Raw genomic sequence first — 20,266 nt, forward strand, 5'->3', positions numbered from 1 at the left:
TGGTCAATTTGTATGGGGTCAGACCCGCAGGGTCAGACCCCCGCAGACCCCTCAAGCTCCACAGATAGGAGATACCAAAAATGTTCAAAAAAGTCCTAATCGCCAACCGAGGCGAAATCGCGGTCCGCACCATTCGTACCCTCAAGGCCATGGGCGTTGGCAGTGTCGCTGTCTATTCCCACCAGGATCGCCACAGCCTGCATGTAGCCCAGGCCGATGAATCCGTGGTCCTGACCGGTAACGGCGCCAGCGAAACCTACCTCGATAAGGCGCAGATTCTGTCGGCGGCCAAACACACCGGCGCCGAGGCGATTATTCCCGGGTATGGCTTTCTTTCCGAGAACGCTGACTTCGCCGAAGCCTGCGAGGCGGATGGTATTGCCTTTATCGGCCCTACACCTACCCAGATGCGCGAGTTCGGGCTGAAGCACCGGGCCCGGGAACTGGCGGAAGCCGCCGGCGTGCCCCTGGCTCCGGGCAGCGGCCTGCTGGATACCCTGGGCGAAGCGGTAGCCGTGGCTGACAGGCTGGGCTACCCGGTGATGCTGAAAAGCACTGCCGGCGGGGGCGGCATTGGCCTGACCCGCTGCAACAGCGAAAGCGAACTGCGGGACGCCTTTGAAACCGTGCGCCGCCAGGGCCAGAGCTTCTTCAACGACAGCGGGGTGTTCCTGGAGCGCTTCATCGCCCGCGCCCGCCATGTGGAAGTACAGATATTCGGTGACGGCGAAGGCAATGTGGTGGCCCTGGGCGAGCGGGACTGTTCCCTGCAGCGCCGCAACCAGAAGGTGGTGGAGGAAACCCCGGCACCGAACCTGCCGGCCGCCACTCGCCAGAAGATGCTGGATGCCGCCGTCTCCCTTGGCCAGTCGGTCAATTACCGCTCGGCAGGTACCGTGGAATACATCTACGACGCCGACCGGGACGAGTTCTACTTCCTTGAAGTGAATACCCGCTTACAGGTTGAGCACCCGGTCACCGAGTCTGTCACCGGCCTGGACCTGATCGAGTGGATGCTGAAGATCGCCGCCGGCGAGAGCCCGGACCTGGCCGGCTTTGAGCCGCAATTGAACGGGGCATCTATGGAAGTGCGCATCTACGCGGAAGACCCGCTGAAGGACTTCCAACCCTCCCCCGGTGAACTGACCGATGTGCACTGGCCGGAAGACGGCGTGCGAATCGATACCTGGGTGGAAAACGGCAGCGAAGTCTCCGCCCATTACGACCCGATGATTGCCAAACTGATCGTACACGGCAAGGACCGCGCCGATGCCCTGGCCAAACTGAAAGCCGCCCTGGCGGAAACCCGGCTGATGGGCATTGCCACCAACCTGGATTACCTGCGTCAGGTGGTGGCCCAGCAGAGCTTTACTGATGGCATTGTCTCCACCCGCGCACTGGAAAGCTTCGAGTTCAAACCCTCGGTGGCAGAAGTGCTCAAACCCGGCACCTACACCACGGTGCAGGATTACCCCGGCCGCGTGGGCTACTGGAACATCGGCGTGCCCCCCAGTGGCCCCATGGACGACTACGCCTTCCGCATTGCCAACCGTATCGTGGGCAACCACTACGAAGCCGCCGGACTGGAAGCCACCCTGATCGGCCCCAGCCTGAAATTCCACAAGGACTCGGTCGTTGCCCTGACCGGTGCATTGACGGAAGCAACGCTCGATGACAAGGCGGTGGAATTCTGGAAGCCCATACACGTGAAAGCCGGCCAGGTTCTGGCGGTGGGCAAGGCCATCAAGGGCTGCCGCACCTACCTGGCGGTTCGCGGCGGGTTCGATGTGCCGGTTTATCTGGGTAGCCGCTCCACCTTCGCCCTCGGCCAGTTCGGCGGCCACGGCGGCCGGCCATTGCGCCCCGGTGACATGCTGGGCATCAGCCAGGTCAGCCTGCCAGCCTGTACCACCACTGCCCCGACCCACGACCCGGCCCCGGCCGATCCCGATTTGATTCCGGACTACCCGGACCACTGGGAAATCGGCGTGCTCTACGGCCCCCACGGTGCGCCGGATTTCTTTACCGAAAAATCCATCGAGAAGTTTTTCGAGCAGGACTGGGAAGTGCACTACAACTCCAACCGCCTGGGCATCCGCCTGAACGGGCCCAAGCCGGAGTTCACCCGCGCCGACGGCGGCGAGGCTGGCCTGCACCCCTCCAACATCCACGACTGCGAATACGCCATCGGCTCCATCAACTTCACCGGCGACATGCCGGTGATTCTGACCAAAGACGGCCCCAGCCTGGGCGGCTTTGTGTGCCCGGTGACCATCGCCAAGGCCGAGCTGTGGAAAGTCGGCCAGGTAAAACCGGGCGATACGATCCGTTTTGTCGCAATAGACAACGACACTGCGGTGGAGCTCTCCAAACGCCAGGAACTGGCCATCAAGAGCCTGATGGCACCGCCGGTGCCAGAGCTGATGGCTCCGGAACTCGCGCCCCTGAACGGCCTTTCTGCCACCGTGCTTGCCCACCTGGAAGAAACCGATGGCCGCCCGGAAGTCACCTACCGCCAGGCCGGCGACCAGTACATCCTGATGGAATACGGCCCCAACGTGATGGACCTGGGCGTGCGCTTGCGCATTCATGCGCTGATGGAAGCCATTGCCGACGTACAGCCGGCCGGATTGCTGGAACTGTCCCCGGGGGTACGCTCGCTGCAACTGCGGTACGACGCCCGCATCCTGCCGCAGGATTCACTGATGGAATACCTGCTGGACCTGGAAGGCACACTGCCGCCCACGGATGAACTGAAAGTCCGCAGCCGCGTGATCCACCTGCCCATGGCCTTCGAAGACAGCGCCACCCTGGAAGCCGTGGACAAATACCGCCAGTCCGTCCGCGACACCGCGCCCTGGTTGCCCAACAACGTCGACTTCATGCAACGCATCAACGGCCTGCCCAGCCGCGAAGCCGTCCGCGACATCCTGTTCTCGGCTCGTTACCTGGTGCTGGGCCTGGGCGACGTTTACCTGGGCGCCCCCTGCGCCGTGCCCCTGGACCCAAGGCACCGGATGCTCACCTCCAAGTACAACCCGGCCCGGACCTACACCGCCGAAGGCACCGTGGGCATCGGCGGCGTTTACATGTGCATCTACGGTATGGACTCCCCCGGCGGCTACCAGCTGGTCGGCCGCACCCTGCCGATCTGGAACAAGTACCTCAAGAACCCCCAATTCGCCGAAGGCGCCCCCTGGCTGCTGCGGTTCTTTGACCAGGTGTGCTACTACCCGGTGACCGAAGCCGAACTGGACGAAATGCGCGATCAGTTCCGCGCCGGCCAGCTGACGGTGAAAATCGAGGAAGAAACCTTCGACCTCAAATCCCACCAGGCCTTCCTCGACGCCAACGCGGATTCCATCGCCGAATTCCGGGAACTGCAGCAGGCGGCCTACGCCAAGGAAGTGGCCCTGTGGAAAGACAGCGAAGCGGAAGAGCTGGATAAACTGGCCAAGGCGCCGCCGAAGCCGGATGTGTCTGACCTGGCGAGATTCGGCGAACTGGTGAGTGCCGAGATTGCCGGGAATATCTGGAAGTGCCTGGTAAAACCCGGTGATACCGTGGCAGAAGGTGATCCATTGGTGATCGTAGAGGCCATGAAAATGGAATTCGAGATAAATGCCACGCTCGCCGGTCAGATCAGCGCCATGCATGTTGAGCCCGGCAAGGCCGTTACTCCCGGGGAGCCTCTGTTGAGCATCAAGGTCTGAGTTTGGGAGTTTGGCCGCACTGGCCTCTTAATTTGGAGTATCGCCGCTGGGGGAAGGCCTGTCACAGACACGCCGTGAACCCATCCATGGGGGCTTGAGCGCAGCATCCCTGCTGCGCACAGTCTGTGACAGGCCTTCCCCCACCGGCTTCTCCAGGCTTGGGTGACTGCGGTTTGAAGAAAAACAATGTTTGGAGCGGGGACAGAAGCCTAACCCTGGCCAGGCTTCAACCCGAGTTTTGAACGAAAGGATCTCGCATGCAAAGGGAGTCGGGGACGGCTGTTGGGAGGGGCTATTCAAAAGTGTGCGCAGCAGGGATGCTGCGCTCAAGCCCCCATGGATGGGTTCACGGCGTCTTTTGAATAGCCCCTCCCAACAGCCGGCCCCAAAGCCGAAAACCAACCGGTGAGGCCCCTGAATAAGAGGGAACCAAAGGGAATCAGAAAAAAATGGCAACAAACACCAAAAGAAAAGAGTCCATGGCAGACAGGGTTTACGAAGCCCTGAAGGACGACATCTTTGAGTTTCGGCTGATCCCCGGCGACAAGTTCAGCGAGGGAGACGTGGGAACACGCCTGAATGCCAGCCGGACACCCGTGCGGGAAGCCCTGTATCGGCTGCAGCGGGAAGGCTTTGTCGAGGTGTTATTCCGCAGCGGCTGGCAGGTGAAGCCGTTTGACTTCCAGCAGGTGGAAGAACTCTACGACCTGCGCATCACCCTTGAACGGGCTGCGATGCACAAGATCTGCCAGCAGCCGGAGTTACCCCAGACCGTCAGAACCCTCACCGCCATCTGGAACCCCGACCACCCGTCCGAGCGCGCCGTCGGCAGCACTGTCCGGGCACTGGACGAAAGTTTTCATTGCGACCTGGTGGCTGCCGCCGGCAACCGGGAGATGTCACGGATTCACCGGGAAATCACCGACCGCCTGAGAATCATACGCCGGCTGGACTTTACCCGCGACGACCGGATAGACGCCACCTACCGGGAACACGCCGAGATACTCGAAGCCCTTCGTGCAGGCCATGCCGTGGAGGCGGCGGACCGGCTGACAAGTCATATCCGTATCAGCCAGAAGGCGGTCAGGGAGATTACCATGGAGAAAATCCGTGAGGCGGCGGAAGTCCATAAAAAACTGTAAAAACGTGAACTTACATTCATTTGTATTGCGGTCGTATTGATTACAAACCTGTAAGAGATATCGCACAGTCGACGGAGCGATTGTCCGATTTGCCGAGAACCGATCCCAAGTAGAATGGTCAGTGTCAAGGATGAGAAGCCGGCAAGGAAAGCTGGCTCAGGGAAGCTAAATCAGGGACGTTAGTTCAAGGAAGAGTGTTCCACGGATCAGGAGTTGCCCAGGGAATCAGGGCTTACAGGGACGACTCACAGGGAAGACGCGCACAGGATGTTGCGCAGCCTGAAGGATCAGGCATGGGGTCAGCCACGGGTCAGGATCACATGGAATGTGTTCCTGTCCGTGCACTTCCAACCTCTCCGGTTCCTGTTTCTTTTCCAACCAGCTCCGCTGCTTTTACGTCCTGACGAATAATCAGACACGTAAATTCACTTTCAGGAGCCAAGTAAAATGAAGCGCACCCCTTTCATGGCCATGATGGTCCTGCTGTTCAGCCTGTTTGCCGGTTTCGCCCAAGCTGAACCCGCCGCCATCAACATCAACACCGCAGATATCGAGACCCTGGCCAGCCTCAACGGCATCGGGCAGAGCAAGGCCGAAGCCATCGTGGCCTATCGTGATGCCAATGGTCCCTTCCAGTCCAGTGAGGACCTTGCCAACGTCAAGGGCATTGGCGAGCGCACGGTTGAAAAGAACGCCGACCGCCTGACTGTCAAATAAGCCTGCCGGGCAGCGGCCTGGCGCCGCTGCCCGGCTCCCGGAGAACTCCCCCTAAAGTCGCCTGGCAACACCTGGCCTGCCGCCCTATCATTGTGGGTCATTAACAATGATAACGATGAGCGGTGGCACTATGGTTGATCCCATCAAGGTTTACCCGGCCAAACCTTCCAAAGTCTATTTTTACGGCACCTGCCTGGTGGACATGTTCTATCCGGATGCAGGCATGGCCGGCATTCAGTTACTGGAACGGGAAGGTATTGAAGTCATTTACCCTGAGGACCAGACCTGTTGTGGCCAGCCCGCCTACACCTCCGGCTATCATGATGAGGCCCGTGCCGTTGCAAAGGCACAGCTCGGGCTGTTTCCTGAGAACTGGCCCATCGTTGTGCCCTCTGGTTCCTGCGGCGGAATGATGCGCAAGCACTATCCCGCCCTGTTCAAGGATACCGCCGACGATGTGAAGGCAGCAGAAGTTGCCGGTCGGATCTGGGAACTGACGGATTTTCTGGTGAACGTGTGCCACATCAAACTGGACGACCTGGGGGAGCCCACTACCGTAGCCATGCACACCTCGTGTTCTGCCCGCCGGGAAATGGGCGTTGCGGAAGTTGGCCCCAAGCTGCTTGGCCAACTGAAGAACGTGAATCTGGTAGAACAGGTGCGGGCCGAGGAATGCTGCGGTTTTGGCGGCACGTTTGCAGTGCGCCATCCGGAGATCTCCGGTGCCATGGTGAGTGAGAAAGTGGATACCCTGGTCGATACCGGCGCCAAGGAATTTGTCACCACCGACTGTGGCTGCCTGATGAACATAGACGGCTACGCTGAGAAAAACCAGAAGCCTGTTTCCGGACAGCACATCCTGAATTTTCTCTGGGAACGCACCAACGGCGACGGGGGCAAGCAATCATGAGCGAAACGGCACAACACTCAGCCCATCACATTGATGTAAAGGAATTCCACCCGCGCGCCCGGGCGGCCATCCATAACCCGCAGATTCGCCAGAACTTCCGCAAGGCGATGGACGGGCTGATGAGCAAGCGCAAGTCGGCTTTCGAAGGCTGGGACCTGGAAACCCTGCGGGACCTGGGCGCCAATATCCGCATGCGGGCCCTGGCCAACCTGCCGGACCTGCTGGAGCAGCTGGAACAGAAGCTGACCGAGAACGGCATTACCGTGCACTGGGCCGCCGATGGTGACGAGGCCTGCGAGATTGTGCGGGACATCTGCGTGGCCCGGAATGCCAGGAGCGTGATCAAGGGCAAGTCCATGGTGTCCGAGGAAATGGAACTGAACCATTACCTGGAGGAACAGGGCATTGAAGCCCTGGAGTCGGACCTGGGCGAATACATCGTTCAGCTGGCCGAGGAAACGCCGTCTCACATCATCATGCCGGCGATTCACAAGAACACCGAAGAGATTTCCCAGCTGCTGCACGACAAGACCGGCACCGACCTGTCCCACGATGTGGAATACCTGACCGCCAACGCCCGTTTGCAGTTGCGCGAGAAGTTCATGAACGCGGATGTGGGTGTTTCCGGTGTGAATTTCGCGGTCGCTGAAACCGGAACCCTGTGCCTGGTGGAGAATGAAGGCAACGGGCGCATGACCACCACGGTGCCGCCCTGCCATATTGCGGTCACCGGCATCGAGAAGGTGGTGCCCAACCTGGAAGATGTAACCGCCCTGCTGGCACTGCTGACCCGATCCGCCACCGGCCAGCACATCACCACCTACTTCAACATGATTTCCGGGCCCCGCAAGGCCGACGAGCTGGACGGCCCGGAGGAAGTCCACGTGGTGCTGGTGGATAACGGCCGCTCCACCATCTACCAGGACGACGAACTGCTGGACACCCTGCGCTGCATCCGTTGCGGCGCCTGCATGAATCACTGCCCCGTCTATACCCGTGTCGGCGGCCACGCCTACGGCACCACCTACCCCGGCCCCATCGGCAAGATACTGATGCCGCATATGGTGGGCCTGGACGAAGGCCGGCACCTGCCAACCGCTTCCAGCCTGTGTGGTGCCTGTGGCGAAGTCTGCCCGGTGAAGATTCCCATTCCCGACCTGCTGGTGCGCCTGCGCCAGGAAGCCGTGGACGGAGATAAACTGCACCCTGCCAAGGTTCGTGGCCATGGCGCCAAGCGCGGCAAAGTGGAAGCCATGATCTGGAAGGGCTGGAGCTGGATGCACGCCCGGCCCGGTATATACCGCATGGGCACCAGCCTGGGCGCGCGCTTCCGCAAGCTGCAACCAGGCAAGCTCGGTGGCTGGACCCAGTACCGCACGGCACCGAAACTGGCTGCCAAAACCCTCCACGAACGGATGAAGGAGCGTAGCCAGTGAGTTCCCGTGACACCATCCTCCAGCGCCTGCGCCACCGCACCGGCGGCGAACTGACCTCTCCGGAATGCGACTTCTCGGTGCTCAACCGGCCGGAGTGGAGCACCGCCGAAAAGCTGGATATGTTCGAGCAGACCATTGAATCCGTCCATGGTGAGGTCCACCGCACCACCGAAGCCGACTGGATTGACCGCCTGGCCGAAATTCTGCAGACTCGGGGCGCCGAGACATTACTGATTGCAAAAGAGCACGAGATTGGCAAGGCGTTGCAGAGCGCCACGAAAAGCCGGGGCGACCTGCCGCAACTGCTGATCTACGACGAGCCGGTGGAAAGCTGGCAGGAGTCACTGTTCAGTGAAGTGGACGCCGGCATCACCTCTACCCGGGGAGGCATTGCGGAGACAGGCTCGCTGATCTTGTGGCCATCGGTGGATGAACCACGGCTGATGAGCCTGGTGCCACCTATCCATATTGCGGTGCTGAAAGCCAGTGAGCTTTACACCACCTTCCATCAGGCCATGCGATCCCAGAACTGGGCCGCTGGCATGCCGACCAATGCGCTGTTAATCTCCGGGCCATCCAAAACCGCCGACATTGAGCAGACCCTTGCCTACGGCGTCCATGGCCCCAAGGAACTGATCGTATTGGTTATTGAATGATCCGCGGCGCACTACTGATCGCCCTGGCCGCCCTGCTCTGGGCGACCACGGGTATTGTTGCAAAATTCCTGTTTACCGGCTCTGAGCTGCAGGCAGTGACACTGGGCTTTCTACGCCTGGTGGTGGCGCTGCCTTTTTTCTTTGCGCTGATGCGCCGGGAACAGGGTGCACTGGCCCGCAGTTCCACACCCCTGCCGAAGTTTACCCGCAAGTCACTCTTGCCGTTGGTTGCACTGGGATGCTTTCAGGCGGTCTATCAGGGCAGTTACCTGCTGGCAGTAGACATGACCGGCGCGGGTATTGCCACGCTGATTGCCCTGTGCCTGGCGCCGGTGCTCGTTGCCATTCTGGCGGCGCCGCTGCTGGGTGAGAAACCGGGACTGGTTACCATACTGGCCCTGGCCGCAGCCATTGCCGGTACCGCCATGCTGGTGGTCAGTGATATGGACAGCGCCGGCTCCCTTCGCCTGGGCGGCATCCTGATGGCGGTTCTGGCCGCCTTTGTCTATGCCGGCTTCACCCTCACCAGCCGCCATACGTCCACCGGTACTCCCGTGTTCACCACGGCGTTTATCTGCTTTTTTACCGCGGCACTGATCCTGTTACCGGTAGTGGCTCTGAGCGGCGGTTTTGAAGGGCTGCATAGTCTGGGCATCGGTCAGTGGCTGATGGTGGCCTATATCGGCATTGTGCCCACCTGCCTGGGCTACCTGAGTTTCTTCAGCGGAATGAAGACCACACCGGCAACGTTGTCCAGCATTATCGTGACACTGGAGCCTCTGTTCGTGGCGTTGCTGGCGTGGATTTTCCTGGGCGAGGTACTGGGCGTGGTGGGGATCACCGGCGCGCTGGTGCTGACCGCAGCGGTGATTGTCGCGTCCAGAAGCAGTGCCGGGAACCGGCCCGACACTGCCTGATGCAGCTTACGCCTCTTCTGCTTCCCGGCGCTGTTTTTCCAGCATGTTCGGCTGCAGGATTTCGATCCAGTAGCCGTCCGGGTCCTTGATAAACGCCAACCCTTTCATCTTGCCGTCGTCCGGTTTCTTGGCGAACTCCACGCCCATATTTTCAAAGCGGGCACAGGCGCTGTAGACGTCTGGCACGGCAACACCAATGTGGCCAAAGCCCTGGGGCTCGTCATTGCCATTGTGGTAGCTGAAATCTTCGTCGTTTTCGGTTCCCCAGTTGTGGGTCAGTTCCAGCATGGCTTCGCGGCCGAAGATGAAGGTGGTGCGGTGGGCGTCGTCGTTGGGCACCATGTTGGCCTGGCGGTCGTCGAGGTAGGCAAGAAAGTACAGGGTGAACTTCATTTCCGGGAAGTCGAGTTTCCTGACCAGGCGCATGCCCATTACCCGAGTGTAGAAGTCCATGGAGCGCTCGGGGTCTTTGATGCGCAGCATGGTCTGGTTGAAGACGTAGCCTTCGGTTTCCGGGACTGTGGCTTCGTGCAGGCCCGGGGCTTGTTCGAAGTGCTTGGGCATGGGGGGCTCCCTTATTTATGCGTTCAGGATTCAACCTCTATACTTGCGCGCCTTGAGGGGGAATTTCAAGGGCGGGAACCTTTGTGTCTCTTCCAACAAAAAGACCCCACAGTCAGAGACACAAACCTGTGGGGCCGTAAAACCTGTAAATGATCGCTTTCTGTTTAGACCAGCTGGTGCTCCTCACCTTCGTAGTAAGCCTCAACTCTCGGGTTCATTATCTTCCTCCAGAGTGGCGGGATCATCGCCACGACTACCATGGCTGCGTAACCGGCGGGTAGCTGTGGGGCCACCTCGTGGTGACGGAGGACCTGATAGCGGCGCTTGGCCCAGGCGTGGTGATCGCTGTGACGCTGGAGGTGGAACAGGAACACGTTGGTGAGGAAGTAATTGGAATTCCAGCTGTGTTCCGGACCCGTGCGTTCGTAGCGGCCGTTTTCCAGCTTGCGGCGGTGGAGGCCGTAGTGTTCCAGGTAGTTAACAATTTCCAGCAGGTTCAGGGCGATGAAGCTCTGGCCCAGGAAGAAAGCAGCGCCAAGCCAGCCAAAGGCGACGGTGAAGGCCACCAGTGCCAGGGCGGAAATGCTGTACCACCAGATCAGTTCATTGCGCCAGCTGAAAGCACGGCAGCCTTTCTTCTGAAGGCGTTTGGCTTCCAGTTTCCAGGCGTTCATGAAGTTACGGGCATACGCCTGTGGCAGGAAGTTGTAGAGGGACTGGTTGTAGCGCGACGACGAAGCGTCTTCCGGGGTGGAGACGTGTACATGGTGGCCTCGCAGATGTTCCACCTTGAAGCCGGCGTAGCAGACCAGTGACAGCAGCAGGCCGCCAGCCCAGGTTTCGAGCTTGCCGTCTTTATGGATGAGTTCGTGGGCGACGTTAATGCCCAGGCCACCTACGATGCCGATGGAGAAGATCCAGCCGATGCCACCGGCCACGCTGAACGTGCCCGAGGCCAGCACGAACATGCTCCACCCCAGCAACATCACAAAGCCGGCAACCCAGCCCAGGGTGATGAACTTGTAAAAGATCTCAGAGTTCATGCGGGGGGTGTCGGTTTCCTCATCCGGGTTGAGGGCGTCTTTGCCCAGCAGCAGGTCAAGGATGGGGATGATGCCGAACACCACCACCGGAACGCCCCAGGCGAACAGGTTCACCCAACCGGTGGCCTGCCCGGCCGCCAGTAGTAGAGGCGGCAATGCCAGAGGCACCATCGCGATCAGGTAACTGTACTTCTTGAGTGTCAGCAGCACCTTCCGGCGTGCGGATTCGGAGCTCAGGGTCATTGGTCTGGTACTCACGGGACTTCCCTCATTGGCTGTTGCATTGGATCTTGATGATCACTTGTTGTTGTCTGCATTATTGTCCTACAATATGACATCCGTCAAGGCGCAAATATCATTTTTTGATCAATATCAGGTCCTGCTGGCAGTAACTTCCTGACAATCCAAGGCTAAATGGCTGTGATAAACTCATTCCGCATGTCCCCTGTTCAGAGAGCCCTTATGGATTTTCAGGTTCCCAACACCCTTGCCGAGCAGATTGCCAACTATCTGGCAGAACGCATCATGACCGGCCAGATCAGGCCCGGGGAGCGTCTGCATGAGGCGACCACGGCCAACGAGCTCAAGGTGAGCCGGGCTTCGGTCAAGGAGGCTTTGTACACTCTGGAGCGCTGGCACCTGATTGAGATCACCCCACGCAAAGGGGCATCCGCCACCCGGCTGGACGCGGTGCATGCGGCTGAGCTTTATGATGTGTACATGCATCTGCTGATTATGCTGGCGCGCCGCCTCTGTGAGCGTTGGCGGGAAGACCACAAGGCAGAGCTGTTGCAGGCGGTTGAGAAGGTGACAGGCCAGATGCAGAGAAAGGACGCCAACATCACCGCCATTGTGGAAGCCAGCTTCGGAGTGATGGAGGTTTGCTGTCAGGTAGTGGGTAACCCCTACCTGACCGAGGCACTGACCAACTTCAAACCGGCGGTGAGCCGTGCCTATTACCTGAGTGCTGACCGCTACCGGCAGGATCTGGACCGGACCGGGCTGTTTTTCACCCGTCTGACCAGGGCTATTCTGGCCAGGGACGCCAATGAATCCGAATCCCTGGTGGCAGAATTTGGCGCCCATCAGAAAGAACTTATCCAGCAGGCGCTGGCCTCTACTGCCTGACTGTGGGCAACCCATGACCAATATTCCGGATAAAGATTATCAGCAGCGCGCATCCTGGCGCAGGTTGACGGTTTTCAGCCTGATTTTCATTGCCATGACGGCGGCCGGGCTCTATGCCGTTTACGACCAGTTTGCCGGGCGCAGTGTTACCTTCGATGATCGCCTGATTTCCCCGCAAGCCGCTGTTTCCATTATTGCCCTGTTGATCGTTTACTTCGGGGCTGACGGGTTGCGGCTGCACTTCACCTTGCGTGCCCTCGGGCACCGTTTACCCTTCCCAGTGGTTTTCAGGCTGGTGTTCATCAACCTGTTTTTCTCCAACGTAACGCCCATGGCCACCGGTGGCGGGTTCGCGCAGATCTGGTACCTGCACCATCACGGTGTGCCGGTGGGCCGTGCCACCGCAGCAACAACCATTCGCACCGTGATGGCGGTGATCTTTATCTTTTCCCTGACGCCGGTCTTTCTGCTTACTCTCGACGCCCTGGACAACCAGCCCCTCGTTGGCAGCCTGGGGCCGATACTGGCGGTCCTGATCCTGCTCTACCTCGGTTTTTTCATGGTGGTCCTGTTTCGCACCCACTGGCTGATATCCCCCCTCGCGCGGCTGCTGGAGTTGTTGCACCGCTTCCATATCATTGGTGAACGTCGCCACCGGCGCTGGCACTTCAAAGCAAAGCGAGAAATGCTTCGTTTCTCCTACAGTTTTGGTGTGTACATCAAAGGTCCGAAACGTTTTGTGGCGCTGTCAGTGATATTCACCTTCATCTTTCTGCTCAGTCTGTTCAGTTTTCCCGCACTTCTGATATCGGCCCTGGATTACGAGGTAGACTACCTGGTGAGCACCGGCCTGCTGGTGGTAACCACCTTTGTGATGTATTTTTCACCAACCCCCGGCGCGTCCGGCATATCGGAAGGTGTATTCGGCAGTTTCTTCCGGGACATACTCACCGCCAACCACCTGGTGCTGATAACCATCAGTTGGCGGTTTATCACCATTTATCTGGGTATGCTGGCTGGGCTGGTGATTTTACAGCGGGAACTGGTGAGGAATCGAAGGGAAGCCCAATGATGCCGCGTCATCCGTTAAAAATCCTGTTCTACGTCAATCTTGCCATTGTCGTGCTGCTGGTCGGGTACAAGGGCTATCTGAACTATTTCGAGCCGGATTTCGAGGCCCTTCACACAGAGCAGGTGGCTCGTATCAACGACACGCTGTCTGGCGCCGGGGGCTTCAGTTTCGCGGTAGTGGGCAACATCAACAATTCCGTTGGTGTTTTCGAGGAACGGATGATCCCGGCGCTCAACGAAGCTGACCTGGACTTCATGGTGTCCGCCGGCAACGCCGTCAGCGGGGGCGGCGAAGACAAATACCGGGCCATCCAGGGTACCCTGTCCCATCTGGACATCCCCTACCTGTTAACCTTCGGCGAGAATGAGTACAAGAACTTCGGCAGCTACCGATTCTATGACCACTTCGGCCCCCACTTCTTCAGCATCAAGGCGGGTGGAGCCCGGCTGATTTTCCTCGACAGTACCGGTAAAACACCCTGGCAATGGCAGATCCGCTGGCTGAATGATCTGTTGAGTCAGGAAGCCCACAGGATCCGCTTTCTGTTCATCGGGCACCCACTGCTGGATCCGGACCAGAAAGCCCCGTTCGAACAGGCTGACGATTTCCTGCAACCTCCGGAGTTCCGGGAGGCCCTGCTGGAGGCCATCGACAGGCACGGTGTGGACATGGTGTTTTCCGCGAACCTGTCCCTGTATTCGGATCAGGTACGGGGTGATACGCACTTCATTACCACGGGCGGGGCCGGTGGCCTGGTGCTTAACGATGACACCAGCTTTTACCATTACGTGCGGGTTGATGTGAACGAAGAGGGCGAGATCAGCCATTCACTGGAGCGACTGGAAGTCGGGCAGAATCCGGTACTGAGCACGCTGGAGTCGCTCTGGTTCTTCATCTACTCATTGTTCTATGTGGGTTATGTGAACTTCATCCTTCTGGTGGCGGTGTTTGTGCTTATAGGCATCAAACTGTACACCGCCATCTTTGTGGAAAAGGACTATTACCCGGACTACGATCTGGACCCAGAGCCCTGGCTGTCACAACCCTTGCGGGTTGCCATGTTCACCAACAATTACCTGCCATTCATAGGTGGTGTTCCCATCTCCATCCAGCGCCTTCGAAAAGGCCTGGAATCCCTGGGCGATGCCATCCTCATCGTATGCCCCCGGTACCGGGACCAGCCCCGGCAGGAGAGCAACGTTGTGCGGGTTCCGTCCCTGCTCGCCATGGGGGAGAAACGCGAATTCCGCCTCGCCAATATCTTCCTGACGCGAATCCGCCGGCAGGTCAAGGCCTTCAAGCCCGACATCATCCACGTACACCACCCTATCTGGCTGGGGTCGCTGGGGCTGTTCATGGCATGGCGCCTGCGGGTGCCCGCGGTGTACACCTATCACACGCGCCTGGAGCATTACGCCCACTTTGTTCCCCTGCCGGGCAACCTCTTCCGCAACCTGATCTCCCACGAACTGGTCAAACGGTTTGCCAACCGCTGCGACGGTATCATCGTGCCCACCTACTCCACCGAAGAGTACCTGCGGATGATCGGCGTCAAGAGCCCCGTGTTTGTTCAGCCCACAGGTATCGAGTACCAGCGATTCCAGGAAGTCGACGATAAAGATGTCCGCAAGCTGCGGGAATCCCTGAACCTCGGTGATGAGACCATATTCATCAGCGTGTCCCGACTGTCCAACGAAAAGAACATCGATTTCATGATCGATGCCATTGATGCTCTGCGCCGGCGGACTGACCGCCCCTTCCGCTTCCTGATGATTGGCGAAGGACACCAGCATGAGCGACTGCAACAGCGTATCGATGAGTTGGGGTTGCAGGAGCACTTTACGCTGGTCGGCTCGATCCCCCCCGATGATATGGCCACCTGGTACCACCTGGGCGATGTCTTCCTGTTTGCCTCCAAGTCGGAAACCCAGGGTATGGTTATCCTGGAAGCCATGGCGGCCGGCCTGCCTGTCGTGGCGGTGCGTTCCAGTGGCATTGACGATGTGGTTCGAGACGGCTACAACGGTTTCAAGACACCGGAGAAGCAGGACCAGTGGTGTGAGCGTGCGCAACAGTTGCTGGAAGATACGGCTTTGCGCAAGGAACTGGCGGCCCATGCCCTGGAATTTGCGGCCGATTATTCGGTGGAACAATTTGCCCGGGATGTACGGGAAATCTATGCCCTGACTCTGGCTCGCTCGTCCTCCCGGTAAGGGGTTTAATGCGACTCTTTCAACACCAGATCTGATCGGTTTAGACTGTGAAAACGTACCTGTAAGGTACCTTTTCAACTCGGAGATTAACTGTGACTGGCATCCCCGTTGGTATCAGTACCTGCCTTCTGGGCAAGGAAGTCCGCCATGATGGCGGACACAAGCATTCCCGTTTCTGCACTCAGGTGCTTTCCCGTCATTTCGACTTCCGGTCCATCTGCCCGGAACTGGAAGCAGGCCTGGGCGTCCCCCGTCCGGCTATCCATTTACGGGAATATCACGATGGCCTGAAACTGATCGAGACGAAAGGCACCGCAGACCATACCGATGCCATGCAGGGATTTATTGACGAGGTGATTCCCACACTGGCGGATTTGCGAGGCTATATCCTGATGGCCAAATCCCCGAGCTGCGGCATGGAGCGTATCAAGGTACACAATGCAGACGGCAATGTGACCCGCCGCGATGGCAGGGGTCTGTTTGCCGAAGCGTTGATGCGACACTATCCGCTGATGCCGGTGGAAGAAGAGGGCCGCCTGAACGACGACACCTTGCGGGAGAACTTCATCGAGCGGGTATTCGCCTACGACGACTGGATGCAGAACGTTGCCGGTCAAAACCTCACCGCCCGAGCACTGATCGAGTTTCACACCCGCCACAAATTCCAGTTGCTGGCCCACTCCGAGAAGATCTACCGCCAGCTGGGCCCCATGCTCGGCGATCTGAAATCAGAGCCTCTGGAAGACATTGCCAGCCGGTACATATCGTCCTTTATGGAGGCGATGACGTGTAAGGTCAGCCGCGGCTCCCATGTTAATGCCATGCAGCACCTGATGGGTTACCTGAGGGACTCCATGGCGGATGAGGACCGGAAAGTGCTCATGGAGCAGATTGAGGCGTACCACCGGGGCGAGGTTCCCCTGGTGGTGCCGATGACGCTGCTGAGAATGGCCCAGCGGCGGGAGCCGGTGGACTACCTTCACAGCCAGAAGTACCTGACCCCCTACCCGGACGAACTGGGGCTCAGGAACCGGGTCTGATCTCAGAAGCCATACAGCAGCGACAGCGAAACTTCGGTATCGGTGTCGTCCGAGCCTTCGGGCTCATCGGAAACGTGCTGGACCCGATAGGCCGCTTTCATTGAAAGGTTACCAACCACGGTGGCCTGCACCGAGGTTTCAGACTCTGTAATGGTGTTGTTCTCATCCAGGCCTATTTCCGTACTCAGCTTCTGGCGGAAAAGGGCGTTTTCAGACAGCGCGTAATCGAACTGGCCCGCCAGCCGGGCAATGGCCTCTTCTTCATCCCGGTTGCCGTTCTCATCCGGTTCCTCCAGTTTATTGAAGCGATAACCAAGACCCGCCGACAGATCCAGGAAGGAGCGCTCGCCCCGTTGCCAGACCCGGTTACCGTAACCGGTGGTCAGGGACGACTGGAAGTCATACCCGGAGAAGCGGTCATCCTCGTAGGAACCACGGAGAAACAGATACTGGCTGCCCTCAAACTTGTAATCCGACTGGATTGAGGCCTGGTACTTCTCCGATGTGGTGACATCATCGGTTTCCGAATAGGCCGAACGAAACTCGCCATTGTTGCGCCATTCATCGATCTCATGCAGCAAACCGAGACGACCATTGATATTGGTCTCCTCGGTATTACCGGAAGTGATCAGAACACCGAGTTCAGCCTCCCCCTCCCAGTCTTCGAATTCCTCACCGGACACCATCGGCGACACGGCCAGCGAGACAATAAGAAAGGTTGCTCTGAACTGCATGGGGTCTCCTTGTTTGTACTATCTGTTGTCAGGATTTCGCACGTTGCTCACCCAGGGCGCTTTTGCGGGCCTGCTGTTCCCGCTCGGCTTTTTTCCGGGCCTTTCGCTCCGCAATAATGCGTGCTGCTTCGCCGCCCACATGAGCTTCTCCGCGCTCCTCCGCCAGTCGCATCTGTCGCTCACGCTCGGCAAAACGGGCTTTCTGCTCTGGCGTCAGCGAGTCGATACAACGATGGCAACTGACCCCCTGCTCATACTCGGGGCGCTGCTTGTCTTCATCCGTGATCGGCCGGCGGCAAGCGTGACACTGGTCATACTCACCCCGCTCCAGCTTGTGGTTCACGGTGACCCGATCATCAAACACGAAACACTCGCCCTTCCAGAGGCTCTGTGATTCCGGAACTTCCTCAAGGTAGCGAAGAATGCCGCCTTTGAGGTGATACACCTCATCAAAGCCCTGCTCTTTCAGGAATGCCGTGGATTTCTCGCAACGGATTCCACCGGTGCAGAACATGGCCACCTTTTTGTGCTTCGACGGATCCAGGTTCTCTTTGACGTACTCGGGGAACTCGCGGAACGTATCCGTGGCCGGGTTCCTGGCGTGCTGGAAGGTTCCGATTTCCACTTCGTACTGGTTACGGGTGTCCACTACCAGTACGTCCGGATCGGAGATCAGATCATTCCATTCCCGAGGCTCCACATAGGTGCCCACGATGCGTTTCGGGTCAATGCCTTCCACACCCATGGTGACGATCTCTTTCTTCAGCTTTACCTTGGTGCGCTTGAAGGGCTGGATATCCACGAAGGATTCCTTGTAGTCGATGCCATGGAACCGTTCGTCGGCATCCAGCCAGTTTCGGATTGCATCGACCCCCTCCCGGCTGCCGGCAATGGTGCCATTGATGCCTTCGCGTGCCAGCAACAGGGTGCCGTGCACGTCTTTCTCAAGCATCAGGTCCAGTAGCGGCTGGCGAAGGGTTTTGTAATCATTCAGAACTGCGAACTTGTATAGCGCGCAGACAACAACATCCTGGCTCATGAGTCTGGTTTCTCCTGCGGGCCGGACCGTAAATCCGGAGCATGTTCATAATCGCCAAAAGGCGCGAGGCCGCCATTCTAACGAATCCGGGCGCAGGAGAGTATTACGGGAAGTTACGGCCCTCAGTCCGCCAGCTCACGTTCCACCACTGCCGACAGCTGCCCCCATCCCGGACGGGTCAGGCGGACATTGTCTACCAGTACCGTTGGTGTGCTGGTTACCCGAAGCTGCATGGCCACACGACGGCTCTGCTCGATGTCTTCGATGTGCAGGTCGGTGGTCATGCAACGGCGGAAACGGCGTTCATCCAGCCCCAGATCGTTGGCGTAGCGGCTGAAGGTATCCACCGGGCTGCCGGAGCCGCTCCACTCGGTCTGCATGTCGAACAGTTTGTCATGCATGGCCCAGTAGGCATCCTGATCACCGGCGCAGCGTGCTGCCTGGGCTGCGGGCACGGCGTTGTCGTGTTGCTGGAGCGGAAGGTCAAAGTAAACAAAGCGCACCTTGCCGCTCTCAACGTACTCTTCTTTCAGCTGCTGGCTGGCGTCTGAAAAACGGGCGCAGGCGGGGCACTGGTAATCGGCAAATTCCCGCACCACCACAGGGGCATCATCGTCACCCATTGAGACCCCGTAACGATCCAGTTCAGCGGGAAAGGGGGTAGCGTTGGGCGCTGCAACCGGCAGCTCATCGGACGTCGGATCCGGGCTTGAAGTGAGGAAAAAGACACCCACCGCAACAAACACCAGAACAATAACGCCAAGGCCGGCATACATCGGCTTGCGATCTTTCTGCTTGCGGGGCGGCGGGGCACCGGTTTCTTTTCTTCTTTTTGCTTCGCCCATGAGGGAACTCCTTGTTGTTTATTCGTTTCTGATCATTTTCAGGAGGTAGTGAGCACGCTAAGATCCCTTATACCCTACAAAGGTTCAACAAACATTAAGGAATCCTCATGGCGTTACCTGAATCACTGAAGACTTCGCTGAACCTCCCCCTGGTGGCAGCGCCCATGTTCCTGATCTCGGGCCCCGAGATGGCCCTTGCATGCTGCAAGCAGGGCATCGTCGGCAGTTTTCCGGCCCTGAACCAGCGTACCAGCGAAGATTTCGAGAAATGGGTGATTCAGATGAACGAGGGCCTGAACGATTTCCGCCAGACCCACCCGGACCAGAAAACCGCGCCCTATGCCGTCAACCTGATCGTTCACCGCACCAACCCACGCTGGGAAGCTGATCTGGAACTGTGCGTAAAGCACCAGGTACCTATTGTGATCACTTCTCTTGGCGCTGCAACCCGTGTGACCGAGGCGGTGCACAGCTATGGGGGCCTGGTGTTCCACGATGTGACCAACCAGAAGCATGCCCGCAAGGCAGCGGAAGCGGGGGTGGATGGCATTATCGCCGTGTCAGCAGGCGCAGGCGGGCATGCCGGCACCATCAATCCGTTCGTGCTGGTGCACGAAATTCGCGAGGTGTTTGATGGCATCATCCTGCTGGCCGGCGGGTTATCCAAAGGCGAAGACATTCTCGCAGCCCAGGCCATGGGGGCCGATCTCTGCTACATGGGCACGCGATTTATCAACACCTCCGAGTCCCGTGCGGAAGCCGCCTACCAGAGCATGATCATTGAGGCGGTATCCGGCGACATCATCCACACACCAGCGGTTTCAGGCATCCCTGCCAACTTCATGCGCCAGAGCCTGGAAGCGGCCGGCTACCCTATGGATAAACTGGACCAGGCCGGCAAACTTGATTATGGCGAGAAGCTGAAACCTGTGAACGACGAGGCCAAGGCCTGGAAAACGGTCTGGTCGGCTGGCCAGGGAGTTAGCCAGATTACGGATGTGGTTCCGGTCAGTGCGCTCGTGGCACGTATAACCGACGAATACCGCCAGGCCCGTTCGCGGGTTTGTGGTTAGAACTGCCCGGGATAACCGGGTGCC

The 20,266-nt window shown here is 58.8% G+C and carries 17 protein-coding genes; 12 read left to right on the forward strand and 5 right to left on the reverse strand.

What is annotated here, in order from left to right; genetic code table 11:
- The first annotated feature begins 80 nt into the window (after positions 1–80).
- From uca to QPM17_RS09270, 7 genes are all read left to right on the forward strand, one after another.
- Positions 81–3,713, forward strand: a complete 3,633-nt coding sequence (uca, locus tag QPM17_RS09240) for an urea carboxylase (protein ID WP_285390384.1) — start codon at positions 81–83, stop codon at positions 3,711–3,713.
- 449 nt (positions 3,714–4,162) lie between these two features.
- Positions 4,163–4,855: a GntR family transcriptional regulator gene (locus tag QPM17_RS09245; protein WP_285390385.1), complete on the forward strand. Its 693-nt coding sequence runs from the start codon at positions 4,163–4,165 to the stop codon at positions 4,853–4,855.
- A gap of 447 nt (positions 4,856–5,302) precedes the next feature.
- Complete coding sequence (locus QPM17_RS09250; RefSeq protein ID WP_285390386.1) at positions 5,303–5,572, forward strand: ComEA family DNA-binding protein; 270 nt, start codon at positions 5,303–5,305, stop codon at positions 5,570–5,572.
- 130 nt (positions 5,573–5,702) lie between these two features.
- Positions 5,703–6,482, forward strand: a complete 780-nt coding sequence (locus tag QPM17_RS09255; RefSeq protein WP_285390387.1) for a (Fe-S)-binding protein — start codon at positions 5,703–5,705, stop codon at positions 6,480–6,482.
- Positions 6,479–7,918, forward strand: a complete 1,440-nt coding sequence (locus QPM17_RS09260; RefSeq protein WP_285390388.1) for a LutB/LldF family L-lactate oxidation iron-sulfur protein — start codon at positions 6,479–6,481, stop codon at positions 7,916–7,918. Before QPM17_RS09255 ends, QPM17_RS09260 begins: the two co-directional genes overlap by 4 nt.
- A complete protein-coding gene (locus QPM17_RS09265; RefSeq protein WP_285390389.1) occupies positions 7,915–8,574 on the forward strand; it encodes a LutC/YkgG family protein in 660 nt (219 codons plus the stop codon). The genes QPM17_RS09260 and QPM17_RS09265 overlap by 4 nt, the downstream gene beginning before the upstream one ends.
- Positions 8,571–9,491, forward strand: a complete 921-nt coding sequence (locus QPM17_RS09270; RefSeq protein ID WP_285390390.1) for a DMT family transporter — start codon at positions 8,571–8,573, stop codon at positions 9,489–9,491. The genes QPM17_RS09265 and QPM17_RS09270 overlap by 4 nt, the downstream gene beginning before the upstream one ends.
- A gap of 6 nt (positions 9,492–9,497) precedes the next feature.
- On the opposite strand, the gene gloA is transcribed toward QPM17_RS09270, so the two are convergent.
- Together gloA and QPM17_RS09280 are read right to left on the reverse strand one after the other, a co-directional pair.
- Positions 9,498–10,055: a lactoylglutathione lyase gene (gene gloA, locus QPM17_RS09275; protein ID WP_285390391.1), complete on the reverse strand. Its 558-nt coding sequence runs from the start codon at positions 10,053–10,055 to the stop codon at positions 9,498–9,500.
- A 164-nt stretch (positions 10,056–10,219) separates the two neighbouring features.
- Positions 10,220–11,341, reverse strand: coding sequence for an alkane 1-monooxygenase (locus QPM17_RS09280; RefSeq protein ID WP_285390752.1), 1,122 nt, complete (start codon positions 11,339–11,341; stop codon positions 10,220–10,222).
- Between the two features lie 219 nt (positions 11,342–11,560).
- On the opposite strand from QPM17_RS09280, the gene QPM17_RS09285 reads away from it, so the two are divergent.
- The 4 genes from QPM17_RS09285 to QPM17_RS09300 all read left to right on the forward strand — a co-directional run bounded on the left by QPM17_RS09285 (position 11,561) and on the right by QPM17_RS09300 (position 16,551).
- Positions 11,561–12,226, forward strand: coding sequence for a GntR family transcriptional regulator (locus tag QPM17_RS09285; protein ID WP_285390392.1), 666 nt, complete (start codon positions 11,561–11,563; stop codon positions 12,224–12,226).
- A 13-nt stretch (positions 12,227–12,239) separates the two neighbouring features.
- Positions 12,240–13,298 (forward strand): lysylphosphatidylglycerol synthase transmembrane domain-containing protein, encoded by a 1,059-nt coding sequence (locus QPM17_RS09290; protein ID WP_285390393.1) that lies wholly within the window; start codon positions 12,240–12,242, stop codon positions 13,296–13,298.
- A complete protein-coding gene (locus QPM17_RS09295) occupies positions 13,295–15,511 on the forward strand; it encodes a glycosyltransferase (RefSeq protein ID WP_285390394.1) in 2,217 nt (738 codons plus the stop codon). Before QPM17_RS09290 ends, QPM17_RS09295 begins: the two co-directional genes overlap by 4 nt.
- Before the next feature lie 92 nt (positions 15,512–15,603).
- Complete coding sequence (locus tag QPM17_RS09300; protein ID WP_285390395.1) at positions 15,604–16,551, forward strand: YbgA family protein; 948 nt, start codon at positions 15,604–15,606, stop codon at positions 16,549–16,551.
- 2 nt (positions 16,552–16,553) lie between these two features.
- Here the strand turns inward: QPM17_RS09300 and QPM17_RS09305 are convergent, their stop codons facing one another.
- The 3 genes from QPM17_RS09305 to QPM17_RS09315 all read right to left on the reverse strand — a co-directional run bounded on the left by QPM17_RS09305 (position 16,554) and on the right by QPM17_RS09315 (position 19,169).
- Entirely contained in the window at positions 16,554–17,285 is a 732-nt protein-coding gene (locus QPM17_RS09305) for a DUF481 domain-containing protein (protein WP_285390396.1), read from the reverse strand.
- 28 nt (positions 17,286–17,313) lie between these two features.
- Positions 17,314–18,324 carry an oxygen-dependent tRNA uridine(34) hydroxylase TrhO gene (gene trhO, locus QPM17_RS09310; RefSeq protein WP_285390397.1) on the reverse strand — a complete coding sequence of 337 codons (1,011 nt, stop codon included), beginning with the start codon at positions 18,322–18,324 and terminating at the stop codon, positions 17,314–17,316.
- 122 nt (positions 18,325–18,446) lie between these two features.
- Positions 18,447–19,169 carry a DsbA family protein gene (locus QPM17_RS09315; RefSeq protein WP_285390399.1) on the reverse strand — a complete coding sequence of 241 codons (723 nt, stop codon included), beginning with the start codon at positions 19,167–19,169 and terminating at the stop codon, positions 18,447–18,449.
- A gap of 107 nt (positions 19,170–19,276) precedes the next feature.
- On the opposite strand from QPM17_RS09315, the gene QPM17_RS09320 reads away from it, so the two are divergent.
- The gene (locus tag QPM17_RS09320; RefSeq protein ID WP_285390400.1) at positions 19,277–20,242 is read left to right on the forward strand and encodes an NAD(P)H-dependent flavin oxidoreductase; all 966 of its coding nucleotides are present in this window, start codon (positions 19,277–19,279) and stop codon (positions 20,240–20,242) included.
- Positions 20,243–20,266 lie beyond the last annotated feature (24 nt).

Source organism: Marinobacter azerbaijanicus, from assembly GCF_030250645.1.
Classification (GTDB): Bacteria; Pseudomonadota; Gammaproteobacteria; order Pseudomonadales; family Oleiphilaceae; genus Marinobacter; species Marinobacter azerbaijanicus.

Bases quoted from the DNA above. Each gene is read 5' to 3' on its own strand.
- QPM17_RS09260 (WP_285390388.1), top strand. From the start codon at position 6,479: ATGAGCGAAACGGCACAACACTCAGCCCATCACATTGATGTAAAGGAA.
- QPM17_RS09305 (WP_285390396.1), bottom strand. From the start codon at position 17,285: ATGCAGTTCAGAGCAACCTTTCTTATTGTCTCGCTGGCCGTGTCGCCG.
- QPM17_RS09245 (WP_285390385.1), top strand. From the start codon at position 4,163: ATGGCAACAAACACCAAAAGAAAAGAGTCCATGGCAGACAGGGTTTAC.
- uca (WP_285390384.1), top strand. From the start codon at position 81: ATGTTCAAAAAAGTCCTAATCGCCAACCGAGGCGAAATCGCGGTCCGC.
- QPM17_RS09290 (WP_285390393.1), top strand. From the start codon at position 12,240: ATGACCAATATTCCGGATAAAGATTATCAGCAGCGCGCATCCTGGCGC.
- QPM17_RS09320 (WP_285390400.1), top strand. From the start codon at position 19,277: ATGGCGTTACCTGAATCACTGAAGACTTCGCTGAACCTCCCCCTGGTG.
- QPM17_RS09255 (WP_285390387.1), top strand. From the start codon at position 5,703: ATGGTTGATCCCATCAAGGTTTACCCGGCCAAACCTTCCAAAGTCTAT.
- QPM17_RS09250 (WP_285390386.1), top strand. From the start codon at position 5,303: ATGAAGCGCACCCCTTTCATGGCCATGATGGTCCTGCTGTTCAGCCTG.
- gloA (WP_285390391.1), bottom strand. From the start codon at position 10,055: ATGCCCAAGCACTTCGAACAAGCCCCGGGCCTGCACGAAGCCACAGTC.
- QPM17_RS09280 (WP_285390752.1), bottom strand. From the start codon at position 11,341: ATGACCCTGAGCTCCGAATCCGCACGCCGGAAGGTGCTGCTGACACTC.
- QPM17_RS09295 (WP_285390394.1), top strand. From the start codon at position 13,295: ATGATGCCGCGTCATCCGTTAAAAATCCTGTTCTACGTCAATCTTGCC.
- QPM17_RS09315 (WP_285390399.1), bottom strand. From the start codon at position 19,169: ATGGGCGAAGCAAAAAGAAGAAAAGAAACCGGTGCCCCGCCGCCCCGC.
- trhO (WP_285390397.1), bottom strand. From the start codon at position 18,324: ATGAGCCAGGATGTTGTTGTCTGCGCGCTATACAAGTTCGCAGTTCTG.
- QPM17_RS09285 (WP_285390392.1), top strand. From the start codon at position 11,561: ATGGATTTTCAGGTTCCCAACACCCTTGCCGAGCAGATTGCCAACTAT.
- QPM17_RS09270 (WP_285390390.1), top strand. From the start codon at position 8,571: ATGATCCGCGGCGCACTACTGATCGCCCTGGCCGCCCTGCTCTGGGCG.